Genomic DNA, 12,782 nt, shown 5'->3' with positions numbered 1-12,782 from the left:
TACATAACGACAAATCCCTGATAGATACCCCACACTTGACACATTGCTTCATAATACAGTTTAAATGCTTAACAGCTTATCAACCTAAAAAATCCCTAATTTCTTGCCAAATTACATCTAAAACATTCTCTAAGCCATGATCACTATTCAGTTCAATTAATCTTACCCAAGGTCTGGTTTTTAAATAGTTTCGGCTGGCTTGAATCGGGATAACTTCGTCATTAATTCCATGTAAAATTAATGTAGGAATTTGACGCTGTAACTGTTCATCGGGGTATTGAGCTAAATCTTCTAAAAAATCATAATGTAAGGGTAAATCCCTTTTTTCAGCATAATGATAAATAGAAAAATACCCTTGGGTTTTCCATAGATTTAATTTTTCTTCCCCTAACTTGGGAAACCATTCTGATAAAAAATTGAAAGCAGGAGCCAGTAAAATTAACCGTTTAACTGATAAATTTTGTTCGGCAAATCTAGCCGCCGTTAAACCACCAAAACTTGAACCAATCACCACAATATCAGAAGTATCCGGGGATAATTCTGTGGGAATTTGTTGGAGTTGTCGAGTTAAAGTTAAATGGGAAAAATCTCCTTGGTTCAAATCAGGAATGTTTAAATTAATTGATAAGGATGCAAAGCGATCGCGCAAATACTCCGCCTTGTTAGAAGCAGGACTAGAAGCAAAACCATGTAAGTAAAGATAAGTTTTTGTTCCCATATCCTGCGATGATTGATTCTGTGATTTGAACCGATAGGAAAGTTAAAAAAAATTAGCGATCGCGACGAGGACTTTGACGACGCTCTTGCCTCAAATTAGCCAGTTGAGTGCGTTGTTCTGCGGTTAAAATTTCTCGGGTTTTTAACATCATATTAAACTGAATGTCTCCCATCTGTTGTTTTAAGGCCATAAACTGATCATGTTTTTGGCGCAGTTCGCTTTCCGGTGCATTTTTAGCCATCAACCCATTTAATTCTTGCTGAAGTTGACGTATTTGTTGTTGTTGTTGGCGGATTTCTCCCTGATATTCCTGGCGAATTTGTTGAATTTTCTATAGTTAAAATATAGGCTTCATGCAGTTGAATATTAGGAATTGTTAACCGGACTAACTGTTGATTATTTACGGTAATATTCTCCTGTCGGACTGTGACCAATTCCTTGATTACTTGTTCTCCAGAATCGGGAATTTTTTGGACTTTGAAGGTTGAATTTCCACTGGAATTAGGTAAATTTTTCAGAATTAATGTGACTCCCGCCGTCGGCGCAGAAAAGGCTTGTTCAAAATAACCGAATAGAATTTGAGCCTTTCCTTCTCGATTAGCACGACTAGCTAAGGCAACAATTTTAGGGTTACTAGACTGACTCGCAACCCGGGAATTAAACCCATCTGTGTAGGCTTTATAAACCCACCAGACGGCTCTGGGTAAAGATAAATCCGGGGTAACTAAACCATCTAAACTATTATTAAAACAATTATTGGTTCCACTGCCTTTATTAATTGGATCCCAACAGGCTCTAGCCGCACCATCGGGCCGTCCTAATTCGGTGTAATACAAAAAGCCTAAATTTTCCGCCGGACGATATTGAGCCGTAGGGCCGATAATTTCATTAACATAAATTTTCTGAATTTTTAAACTTTGGTAATCGGGATTTTGTTGAAAACTCCGACGAGCATTATTAATTCGAGCCGTAATTGAGGTAATATCTTGATCATTGAGTTCATGCCAAGACAAAAAATTAACTTCTAAATTATTAGCTTTACAATAATTTAAAAATGCGGTAAAAAAATTTTGATCATATTTGGCAATACTAGGGCCACCAATCATCACATTTGGGCCTAATTCTTGACGTAATACTTGATAGGCTCGTTTATAGGTTTCAAAAAACTGTTCTCTTGTTCCTTTCCAAAAGGGTTCTTTTAAGTCGGGTTCGTTCCAAACATCCCATAATATGACTTTATCTTTATGTTGGCGGGCGATTTGTCGGACGTGTTCTTCCCATTTAGCATAATTATTATAGGGCCATCCTCTGGGGGAGCCATAGCCCCAAGTATCACTTAAAATCAGTTGAAATTGGGCCCCCAGTCCAATCACTCGCGGATACAAGTCCAGTTGGGAAGTCCGCCACAGTTTAGGTTCTAAGGGCTTAATCATACTATCTGGCGGTTGGGTGGCATTTTTCCCATATAAAAAGCCACTTACGGAACTCAAGCCAGTTCTTTGAGCTCCAAAATCAATCGTAATATCGTTTTGTTGTTGTCCTAAAACTTGAAATTGTCCGACCCCTAAAATACTTAATAACGTGAGTAAACCCACGAAAACGGGGATCAGTTTTTTCAGTTTGAATTGAGATTCTTTGAATTTTAGATGCACCGAATTTAATAGATTTAATGTCATAAATTGATAATTAGTAACTCCTAAACTGATAACTGATAACTGTTGACTGATAACTGATTATGCTGATTCGGGTTTGGGTAAGGAAGATGGATGTAATAATAATTCTGCTGTGGAGCGTTTTTCTACCATTTCTCGCGTCACCCGACAGCGTTTGACATCTTTGCGAGAGGGAATTTCATACATGACATCTAACATTAATTCCTCCACAATTCCCCGTAACGCTCGGGCTCCAGTTTTGCGACGATAGGCTTCTTGAGCGATCGCTTTAATTGCATCTTCATCAAATTCTAACTGCACATTATCCATCCGCAATAGTTTTTGATATTGTTTCACTAAAGCATTGCGTGGCTCAGTTAAAATGGCGACCAAGGTAGCTTCATCTAAGGGTTCTAAGACCGCTATCATCGGAATCCGACCGATCAATTCAGGAATTAGACCAAATTTGACCAAATCATCGGGTTCCATCTGTTTGAGGGCATCAACGGTGCGTTTATCTTTCGGTTGAACATCTCCCTGTTGGACAAATCCCATGGACTTTTTGCCCGTCCTCTGCTCCACCAATTTATCTAATCCAACAAAGGCCCCCCCACAGACAAATAGAATATTACTGGTATCAATTTGAATACAATCTTGATAGGGATGTTTGCGTCCGCCCTGGGGTGGGACATTAGCAATGGTTCCCTCTAACATTTTTAATAAAGCCTGTTGTACTCCTTCCCCCGATACATCCCTGGTAATAGATGGATTTTCACTTTTGCGGGCAATTTTATCAATTTCATCAATATAAACAATTCCCCGTTGCGCTTCTTCCACATCAAAATCGGCAACCTGTAATAACCGCAATAAAATATTTTCCACATCTTCCCCCACATAACCAGCTTCGGTGAGGGTTGTGGCATCAGCAACAGCAAAGGGAACCTCTAACATTTTAGCTAAGGTTTCCGCCAATAGGGTTTTCCCGCATCCGGTGGGGCCAATTAATAGAATATTAGATTTTTGTAACTCAACATTACTATCTTCAGCCGGACGTCCGGTAGTTTTCGTTTGTAGAAACCCTAACCGTTTGTAATGGTTATAAACCGCAACCGAGAGAACTTTTTTCGCCTCATCTTGGCCAATAACGTGGGAGTCGAGATAGGATTTAATTTCTCTCGGTTTAGGAATTTGATTTAAACCCACTCGTCCCGTCCGTTGTCGCCGTTGGGGAGCTTGGGGGACTTGGGGACGGGGGGACGTTGGGGGGGGTGTAGCCGAACTGCTGTCGAATAACTCCTCATCTAAAATTTCATTACAGAGTTCCACACATTCATCACAGATATAAACACCTGGCCCTGCAATGAGCTTGCGAACTTGCTCCTGGGACTTACCACAGAAAGAACATTTTAGATGGGAGTCGTACTTGGACATAGTTACCTCATCTTAGGTTACAGAAACGGATTCTCCGGGAATCGGAAGATTTTGGGTGCGGTCGATCACCTTATCTATTAGACCATATTCTTTAGCATCTTCTGCGGACATATAGAAGTCCCGTTCCGTATCTTCCTCAATTCGTTCAATCGGTTGACCCGTGTGTTCAGCCAATAACTCATTTAGTACCCGTTTATGATATAGGATTTCTTTGGCTTGGATTTCAATATCAACGGCCTGTCCCTGGGCTCCGCCAAGGGGTTGATGAATCATAATTCGGGAACTGGGCAAAGACATCCGTTTTCCAGGGGTTCCGGCGGCTAATAAAAAAGCCCCCATACTAGCGGCCATGCCATAACAGATGGTGACCACATCGGGGCGAATTTGCTGCATGGTGTCCAGAATCGCCATACCTGCGGTCACAGAACCCCCCGGAGAATTAATATAGATTTGGATATCTTTTTCCGGGTCTTCGGCTTCTAGGAACAACAGTTGGGCGCTCAGGGCATTAGCCACATCATCATCAATCGGAGTCCCTAGAAAAATAATCCGTTCTCTCAACAGACGGGAATAGAGGTCGAAAGCCCTTTCCCCCATCCCCGACTGCTCAATCACAATCGGCACAATATTACTCGGAGAGAAGGTTTCAATCCGACTATCGCTTGTGACTTCAAAATTGGAATAGTTATCAATTCGGTACCCGGAAGACTGGGAGAAGATCATAAACACCTCATCAAAGAATAGTGGAATCAGAACCGGGGAGGAAACGTAACGATAGGACGGTTCAAAACCCCAAAATCCTAACCCAGACCCACCATTATAAAATAATTTGAGATCAACGGCAATTCCCTATTCCCTATTCCCTATTCCCTATTCCCTCTAATCTTAATAAAGCTAACTTCAAAAATTCTTCAAATTTGTTTGGTAAGTTGCAAGAATCCCAAATAAAAACCCAGGGCTTTATGCCCTGTTTTTAAACCAACTCAAGCAAAATTAAGCTATGATTTTCGAGAATTTGAACCCTTGGCAATTTCTGAACAATTTGTATCAACGGATGCAAGTTATTAAGGATCAACCCATCTCTAATGATCCCCCCTTAACCATCTGGGTTGCTCAGGAAGGCATCACACCGATTCGGGATGTGCAGATGCAAGAAACCTCAAGTCATATTATTTTAAAAGTCTCTATTCCCAGCCTCAACCCCGAGGATTTGTCAATTCGTGTTACCTCAGAAACTGTGTTTTTATCCGGGGAAAAAATTGAACAGGTAGAAGTGCCAGGGTACTGTGATTTTACCTATCCATCCCAACAATTTCAATGTCTGATTCCCTTACCCTATTCCGTCCATCCTGAAAACGTAACAGCAGAATTAGATCAAAATCTATTACTGCTGAAATTGCCTAAAGAAAAAACCGTTTCCCCCCGAACTCAGGGAATTATTGTAAGGTGTTCACCGGATTTACAGCGTCTATCTGAAACTTGGGAAGTTAACTATAAAAATTCGTGAATTTTTGTAATTAAACACTTACCAGTTAATGATCAATGGTGTAAGATATCCACATAAACCTCTGCTACTGTCTGTTACTACTACCGCTAATCAAAAGTTATCTTTCTCTGAAAGTTAATGTCTTGAACCCAGAAAAGCTGCCACGACCATGGATAATCAAAAATACTTGAAACCCAGTGATCCTAAACTCTGGGAATTGCGTTTGTATATTGCCGGACAAACCCCTAAAGCCATCAGAGCATTTATCAACTTGAAAAAAGTTTGTGAACAGTATCTTCAGGGTGAATATCAAATTGAAATCATTGATGCGTTAAATGACCCTCGACTCGCCGAGCAAGATCACATTTTCGCCCTTCCCGCCTTAGTTCGTAAAATTCCTCCCCCCTTAAAACAAATTATTGGGGACTTGTCCAGTCCTGAAAAAATTTTGATGGGGTTAGAATTGTGCAAAGGAGGTGGTTGGGAAAATCCTTGATTTAAAATAAGAGGAGAAGTTATTTTATGAAATCCTATTTCTCTGCCCCCAAACAGGACTTGCAGCCCCCGGCAAAGGAGGGATATTATTGTTTTCGTCTGTATATCGCTGGAACCAATCTTAAATCAATTCTGGCGCTGAAAACAATCAAGTATATTTGTGAAACCTACTTAAAAGACAATTACGATTTAGAAGTGATTGACGTATATCAACAACCGGAACTCACGGAAGGACAAAAAATTGTCGCTGTCCCGACTTTGATTCGGATTCTTCCCTTGCCTTTACAAAGAATTATCGGGGATTTATCTCAAACCGATAAAATTATGATGGCTTTGAATTTATCTTTTTGAAAAAAATGTTATTTTTTAGATGAACGGTTAACTATGGTTGACTTAGAGCAATCAGAAGAAGAATTAGAACAGGAAGTTCAAGATCTTCGTTACCAATTAGAAATTGCCAAGGAAACATTACGAGCGATTGGTAATGGAGAAGTTGATGCTTTAGTAATTGCTGGGTTAGAAGGAGAACAGGTTTATACGCTGCAAGGGGCTGATTCTTCCTATCGAATGCTGGTGGAAGAAATGAAAGAAGGTGCCGCTACCATTACCACCGATAGTACATTATTACTCTATTGTAATAAACGATTAGCGTCTTTAGTTAAAACCCCGTTAAAAAATTTAATTGGGACGGATTTTAAAGAATTTATTTCTCCCTCTGATTTAACCTTATTTGAATCCCTATCTCAGAAGGCGAATTTAGGTTCGGGAAAGGCGGAATTAACCTTAATTGCTCGGGATGGGACGGAAGTTCCGGTTTATCTTTCTATTAATATTCTGAATCAAAAAGGTGTGGAGGTCGGATGTTTAATTATTACCGATTTATCAGAGCAGAAACGAGATGAAGATATTGTTGCTCAAGAGCGGTTAACTCGATTACTTTTAGAACAAGCAGCCGAGTCTATTATTGTTTGTGATCATCAGGGAAAAATTATTCGTGCTAGTCAAGAAGCTCAGAGAATTTTAGGGGCAAATTTACTGCTTTCTGATTTCGATGACCTGATTAAACTTGAACTTTTACCGCAACAAAATTGTGGTCATTCCTTGCGAAAAAAGGAGAAAAGTTCTAATTCTATTTTTTCCATTGCCCCCGTGATTAATGGTCATCCCTATAAAGGAAGGGAAGTTCTGTTTATTAGAAAAGATGGAGAAAAAATTAACTTTTTATTAAGTGCTAGTCCTCTATCAAAACCCCATAGTGTTTTTAAAGGCTGTGTGGTGATTCTGACCAATATTACGGAGCGAAAATGGTCAGAGGAATCTTTAAAAAAAATTAATGAAGAACTAGAAATCAAAGTTTCTGAACGGACGGCTGAGTTAGAATCTTTAAATAGTCGGTTAAAACAAGAATTAGTAGAACAAGCCCGAACTCAACAGATTTTACAGGATCAAGCTCAACTTTTAGACTTAGCAAATGATGGTATTATTGCGATTGATTTGAATGATCATATCAACTATTGGAATCAGGGTGCGGAAAAACTTTATGGCTATTCTAAATCAGAAGCATTAGGAAACAATTTAGTTAAATTGCTCAAAATTCCATCTCCTCAATCCTTAGAAAAAATCAAACAGGAAGTGCTACAAAAAGGCAACTGGGAAGGAGAATTAATTCAAACCAATCAACAGGGAAATACTGTGATTATTCATAGTAGTTGGTCACTCAAGAAAGATAGCGAGGGAAATCCAATTGCGATTCTAAAAATTAATCGAGATATTACCAAAGCCAAACAAGCGGAACAAGCAATTATAGATTCCGGTTTACGCTTGGCTGGGATTTTAGATATGGCTCAGGATGCGATTATTTCGATTAATGAGCAACAACAAATTACCCTATTTAATCAAGGAGCGGAGAAAATATTTGGTTATAGGGCAAATGAAATTTTAAAACGGCCGTTTAGCTTATTGATTTCTGAATTTTCATTTCAAAAAGATTGTCAATATCATCCCGAATTATTACCCGAAAATCGTCTAATTCAAGACATTGGAGAATATCAGGAAGTGACGGGTTATCGTAAAGATGGTACGGAATTTCCGGCCGAAGTTTCTATCTCTCGGTTATCCTTAGAAGCCGGAAAAATTTTAACGGTTTTTATGCGAGATATTAGCGATCGCAAACGGGTTGAAATTGCGATTCAAAAAGCTCAAGAAGACCTAGAAATCAAAGTTCAAGAACGGACAATGCAACTGGCAACTTCCAATGATGAATTAGTCCGAGAAATTGCCGAACGGAAACTTTTAGAAAATCAACTTCATGAAGTTAATGAAGAACTCGAACAACGGGTAGAACAACGCACTAATGAATTAGCTAAAGCCATTAATGATCTCAAACAAGAAGCGATTGAACGTCAAAAAACCACCCTGGCTTTACAGGAATCAGAAGCCCGATTCCGGGCTGCTATTGATGGCAGTTTAGATGCGTTTTTTCTCTTACAAAGCTATCGAGATGCCGAGGGAAAATTAACAAATTTTGTTTTAGTAGATATGAATTCTAAAGCCGAAGAACTACTTTCACAAAACAAAGATAATTTGTTAGGAAAAGAACTAAATGATGTGTTTTATCAAGAGAGCAACTTAGGATATTTTGATCATTATTTGCGTGCCTTTAGAACTCGAAAAGGCTTTGAGGAAGAATTAGAAGTTTCTAACCCCAATATTAAAGCGAAATGGCTACAAATACAAGTGGTTCCTCTGGATGATGGCATCGCCCTTACTTGTCGTGATATTACAGAACGCAAGAAAAACGAAGAAGCCGCCCAACAAGCCAATCAAAACCTCACACGCTGGGTGAATGATTTGGAACAACGCAACCGTGAAACCATGCTTTTAGGTCAAATGAGTGAATTTTTACAAGCCTGTAATTCTACCGAAGAAGCCTATCAAGTGATGAATGATTTACTCAAGCCTTTTTTCCCAAAAATATCGGGGGGGTTATTTGTGGCTAGAAATTCTAAAAATCTAGTAGAAATGGTAGCGATTTGGGGAGATTTACAGGGAATCAGTGATGCGGTTTTTTCTCCTCAAGATTGCTGGGCATTACGGCGAGGTAGATCCCATTTTGTTCCGGCTACAACCAGTAATTTATTGTGTAAACATATTCATCAAAAAAATTATCGTCAATATCAATTAAATTCTAATAATTCCAGTGAAATCATTCCTAAACCCCCTGAAAAAAATAAACTTCCGGCTACTTATCCGGTGATGGTTGAACATCTTTGTGTACCCATGATTGCCCAGGGAGATGCGTTAGGATTATTGTGTTTAGCCTCCGAAGAATCGGGACAAATTTCGGAAGACCAACAACGGTTAGCAACGGCCGTGGCTGAACATATTGCTTTAGCCTTAGCTAACTTGAAATTACGAGAAGCCTTAGAATATCAAAGTATCCGAGATGGTTTGACTGGGTTATATAATCGTCGTTATTTAGAAGAATCCTTAGAACGAGAAATTAACCGCGCTCAACGTCAAAAGTTTGGCTTAGGAATTATTATGATTGATATTGATCATTTTAAAAATTATAACGATACCTTTGGTCATAATGGCGGAGATATTGTCTTGCAACAACTGGGAAATATCTTACAAAAAAATGTCCGGGGGTCAGATATTGCTTGTCGTTATGGGGGTGAAGAATTTACCCTGATTTTACCAGAAATTTCTCTGGAATTTGTGAAAGAAAGAGCAGAACAAATCCGAGTTGAAGTGCAAGAATTAAAGCCCAAACACCGGGATCAAGATTTAGGTCAAATTACCCTTTCTTTAGGTATTTCTATGTTCCCCAACCAAGGTTTAACCGGAGAGTCAATTATGCGGGCGGCGGACACGGCTTTATACCAAGCCAAAGAAGAAGGAAGAAACCGAGTTTGTGTTTTTGGCTCTAATTTTGATCACTATACTTAAGTCCGTTTTCTATCTTAAATGTATAGATTTGTTACAAATTTTCAGGATTTTTCCGATCTTCAAAACTTCTTCAAATTTGTTTTTTATTCTGAAATCATTATCTAAGTGTTAACGATAGAGTTTGCTCCCTATCCCCGAAACTCATCAGTTGCTAATTCATACGAGGTTTAATAAACTTATATGCCTACCTGTCCCTGCTGTGCATCACCCATGCTCCAACATATTCGTAAAGGTCATCTGGTTTGGAGATGTCGCCACTGTTGGCAAGAAATGCCTGACTTAAGTGCTACCCAATCCTTTAAGCTTAACTATACTTCGTCCTTGGAAAGAAGAATTAAACAATTAGCTCTCGCCTAAATGAAATGATAGAATCATGGAACAATAGGCAAGTTCCTAGCTAGATTTAACAGAATTAATGCCTGTGTCTGATTAGGTTGTCTGTTTTTAGCTATTACCAGGGTTAAGATAGGGGATGGAACCATTCAATTTTATTCTTGTTCCTCAAGGTCAGGAATACCGGGCGGTGTTAAAGGGATTACAGCCGATTAACTCATCCACAATTAAGGTTTTACCAATTCCGATTGGTTCTCAGTATTTAACCGTTTATTTAAAAACATGGCTCAATTCAGAGGTAGTTAACAGTCGGTCTTCTATACAGGTTTTAGTTCTGGGATTATGTGGCAGTTTATCCCCTAATCTCCAGGTTGGGGATGTTGTTATTTATCAAAATTGTTTACCTTTAATGTCAAGAGATTTCGGTGAAGATCCCAAGGATATTACATTTCCCTGGGATTATGATTTAGCTTTATTCTTACACCAAAAATTAATTTCCTCCCATTTAGTCAGGGGGTTAACTACTGACAGGGTGATTACCACCGCCACCGAAAAACAAAAATTAAGCCAACTTGATCCCGTGGAAGTAGTGGATATGGAAGGATTAATTATATTAGAATTTTTAACAAAAGCCGGAATTAAAGCCGCCATGGTCAGGGTTGTCAGTGATGACTTCTCTCAAGATTTACCAGATTTAACCCCGGCGATTGATCATCATGGAAGATTAAAAATATTTCCCTTAATTAAAGTGTTATTACAACATCCAGTTCAGGGATTAAAACTGATTAAAAGTGGTTTAAAAAGTCTGGCGATTTTGCAACAACTGACCCAAAAATTACAACTCTTGAATTAAAACAAAAGGTTGCACAATTAGGGCTTTAAATCGTTTTTTTGGTTGATCATTCCATTGTAAAACTTGGTCGGGGGAGGGTTTATGAATTAAAGATTCACTAATCCAATGTTGGACGGAAAGGGCGTTATCCTGGGCGATCGCTTCCCCTACAGTTAATAAATCCAATTGAGATTCCACAATAATTACAATCTCCCGTTCCAGGTGCGGCGTTAACCAATCCCATTCCGCTTCATCAAGGTTTTCTGTAAGTTGGGATCTTAAAAATTCAGTTTCCATAAAAAATTTGGTTGTAGAATTAATTACTGATTAAAAGTTAACGTCCGAGATCATGCAAGGCATTAATTTCATCGGTACAATGTTGGGTTAATTTCAATAATTCGTCCCGGTCAGTAGAATCCGGAGGCGGAATTAAATCGCCGACTCGTACCGTAATGGGAACCGGTCGGGGAAAATGAGAACCCCGATCAGTAATTGCATGGGTTCCCCACAAACACACAGGTAATAAGGGAACTTTCGCCTTGGCTGCAATTAAGGCCGCCCCCAATTTGGGTTCCGTAATTCGACCATCAATGGTGCGGGTTCCTTGGAGAAATACCCCCGCAGCCCAACCATTTTCTAATTGTTGTAAAGCCGCCCGAATCGCACTGCGATCGGGGGAACCCCGCTTAACTGGATAGGCTCCATACAGGGAAATCGCCTGTTTCAAGATAGGAACTTCAAATAATTCCTCTTTTGCCATATAGGAAACCGGGCGTCCCATACAATTTGACAGTAGGAGCGGATCAAAATCACTCGCATGGTTACTCACAACCACTAATGGCCCCGCCAGGGGAACCCGATCCGCACCATAAATCCGACCTTGAAAGTATAGGTGCAACATCGGGCTGATCACCGACCACTTGAACAAGTGATACAGAATCAAACTAGAAAGGGGTTCCCGGCTTCTGACAAAGGGTGCAAGTTCTTGATTCACGCGCTTGGTTAAATAGTTTAGGTTGAAAAGTCGAGGTTAGGGGTTACTTTTTCTGGCCTTGGGATGCCTTAACCGTAGCTAAAACTTCTTCGATTTTAGAGAGTTCCACCGCACCGGAGAAGGTTTCGCCATTCATCACAAAAAATGGTGTTCCCGAAATCCCCAAACTTTCCCCTAATTGGATATCCTTCTGAATCGCAGCTTGGGCTTCTGGGCCTTGGCGATCGCGATTGAATTTCTCCACGTCCAGATTTAACTGTTTTGCGATCGCCGGATATAAAGCCTCTCCCAATTGATTCTGTTGTGTAAATAAAGCGTTTTGGTATTCCCAGAATTTGCCCTGCTGTTGAGCCGCCCAGGATGCTTTGGCCGCGGGTAGAGCCTCTGAGTGAATCTGAGTCAGGGGAAAATGCTTATAAACCAGAGTCACCTGATCTTGGTTAGCCTTCATAAACTTCTGAATGGTTTCGTGGGCACGGGCGCAGAAGGGACACTGAAAGTCGGAAAACTCCACCAGGACAATATTTTTAGCATCTGAACCCGTAAAGGGAGAATTCCCGATCACCGCTTTCGGATTAGTTTTGATCTGTTCTAGGAAAGTTTGTCGCGCCTGTTTTAGTTGGCCGTCCTGTTGCTGTTGATAGGCTTGGACGGACTCTAAAATCACTTCTGGATGCTGTCGAATTACTTGCAGGATTTGCTGTTCCAGTTGAGGACTAACTTTAACGGTTTGATCGGACTGGGCGGATTTTGAACAACTCATCAAAGTCACACCAACGATCAAAACTATTGTGATCCATAACCTTGATTGACGATAAAGTTGTTGTCTTGTCCTAGAGATGTTCATAATCCTTTGTTCCCATCGTTTTTTTTATCCTAACAGTTAACCG

Annotated in this window: 14 protein-coding genes; 6 read left to right on the top strand and 8 right to left on the bottom strand. The window is 39.9% G+C overall.

Features of this window, described 5'->3' with window-relative positions; genetic code table 11:
• Window positions 1–79 precede the first annotated feature (79 nt).
• The 5 genes from NMG88_RS14350 to clpP are packed head-to-tail and all read right to left on the bottom strand — an operon-like array spanning window position 80 to window position 4,524.
• Window positions 80–718, bottom strand: coding sequence for a YqiA/YcfP family alpha/beta fold hydrolase (locus NMG88_RS14350; protein ID WP_042154525.1), 639 nt, complete (start codon window positions 716–718; stop codon window positions 80–82).
• Between the two features lie 52 nt (window positions 719–770).
• Window positions 771–959: a hypothetical protein gene (locus NMG88_RS14345; protein ID WP_052369574.1), complete on the bottom strand. Its 189-nt coding sequence runs from the start codon at window positions 957–959 to the stop codon at window positions 771–773.
• Window positions 952–2,394: a GH39 family glycosyl hydrolase gene (locus tag NMG88_RS14340; RefSeq protein ID WP_072005201.1), complete on the bottom strand. Its 1,443-nt coding sequence runs from the start codon at window positions 2,392–2,394 to the stop codon at window positions 952–954. The genes NMG88_RS14345 and NMG88_RS14340 overlap by 8 nt, the downstream gene beginning before the upstream one ends.
• Window positions 2,395–2,451: 57 nt before the next feature.
• A complete protein-coding gene (clpX, locus tag NMG88_RS14335) occupies window positions 2,452–3,801 on the bottom strand; it encodes an ATP-dependent protease ATP-binding subunit ClpX (RefSeq protein WP_042154527.1) in 1,350 nt (449 codons plus the stop codon).
• Between the two features lie 12 nt (window positions 3,802–3,813).
• Window positions 3,814–4,524, bottom strand: a complete 711-nt coding sequence (gene clpP, locus NMG88_RS14330; protein WP_042154529.1) for an ATP-dependent Clp endopeptidase proteolytic subunit ClpP — start codon at window positions 4,522–4,524, stop codon at window positions 3,814–3,816.
• Window positions 4,525–4,801: 277 nt separating this feature from the next.
• On the opposite strand from clpP, the gene NMG88_RS14325 reads away from it, so the two are divergent.
• The 6 genes from NMG88_RS14325 (at window position 4,802) to NMG88_RS14300 (ending at window position 10,919) form a co-directional block, all read left to right on the top strand.
• Window positions 4,802–5,308, top strand: coding sequence for an Hsp20/alpha crystallin family protein (locus NMG88_RS14325; protein ID WP_042154531.1), 507 nt, complete (start codon window positions 4,802–4,804; stop codon window positions 5,306–5,308).
• 148 nt (window positions 5,309–5,456) lie between these two features.
• Window positions 5,457–5,783, top strand: a complete 327-nt coding sequence (locus tag NMG88_RS14320; RefSeq protein ID WP_227357962.1) for a circadian clock KaiB family protein — start codon at window positions 5,457–5,459, stop codon at window positions 5,781–5,783.
• A 26-nt stretch (window positions 5,784–5,809) separates the two neighbouring features.
• Window positions 5,810–6,133 carry a circadian clock KaiB family protein gene (locus tag NMG88_RS14315; RefSeq protein ID WP_227357963.1) on the top strand — a complete coding sequence of 108 codons (324 nt, stop codon included), beginning with the start codon at window positions 5,810–5,812 and terminating at the stop codon, window positions 6,131–6,133.
• Window positions 6,134–6,166: 33 nt separating this feature from the next.
• Window positions 6,167–9,733: a PAS domain S-box protein gene (locus NMG88_RS14310; protein ID WP_214559766.1), complete on the top strand. Its 3,567-nt coding sequence runs from the start codon at window positions 6,167–6,169 to the stop codon at window positions 9,731–9,733.
• 180 nt (window positions 9,734–9,913) lie between these two features.
• Entirely contained in the window at window positions 9,914–10,090 is a 177-nt protein-coding gene (locus NMG88_RS14305; RefSeq protein WP_227357965.1) for a P-loop NTPase family protein, read from the top strand.
• A gap of 115 nt (window positions 10,091–10,205) precedes the next feature.
• Window positions 10,206–10,919: a 5'-methylthioadenosine/S-adenosylhomocysteine nucleosidase family protein gene (locus NMG88_RS14300; RefSeq protein WP_042154537.1), complete on the top strand. Its 714-nt coding sequence runs from the start codon at window positions 10,206–10,208 to the stop codon at window positions 10,917–10,919.
• On the opposite strand, the gene NMG88_RS14295 is transcribed toward NMG88_RS14300, so the two are convergent.
• From NMG88_RS14295 to NMG88_RS14285, 3 genes are all read right to left on the bottom strand, one after another.
• Window positions 10,902–11,195, bottom strand: a complete 294-nt coding sequence (locus NMG88_RS14295) for a DUF2288 domain-containing protein (RefSeq protein ID WP_042154538.1) — start codon at window positions 11,193–11,195, stop codon at window positions 10,902–10,904. The genes NMG88_RS14300 and NMG88_RS14295 overlap by 18 nt on opposite strands.
• 37 nt (window positions 11,196–11,232) lie before the next feature.
• A complete protein-coding gene (locus tag NMG88_RS14290; protein ID WP_081846383.1) occupies window positions 11,233–11,799 on the bottom strand; it encodes a lysophospholipid acyltransferase family protein in 567 nt (188 codons plus the stop codon).
• 136 nt (window positions 11,800–11,935) lie between these two features.
• Window positions 11,936–12,655, bottom strand: a complete 720-nt coding sequence (locus tag NMG88_RS14285; RefSeq protein WP_227350706.1) for a DsbA family protein — start codon at window positions 12,653–12,655, stop codon at window positions 11,936–11,938.
• Window positions 12,656–12,782 lie beyond the last annotated feature (127 nt).

This window comes from Planktothrix agardhii (genome assembly GCF_904830935.1).
GTDB lineage: Bacteria > Cyanobacteriota > Cyanobacteriia > Cyanobacteriales > Microcoleaceae > Planktothrix > Planktothrix agardhii.
The sequence above is the reverse complement of the archived record's forward strand: the minus strand, read 5'-3'. Positions and strand labels throughout refer to the sequence as shown.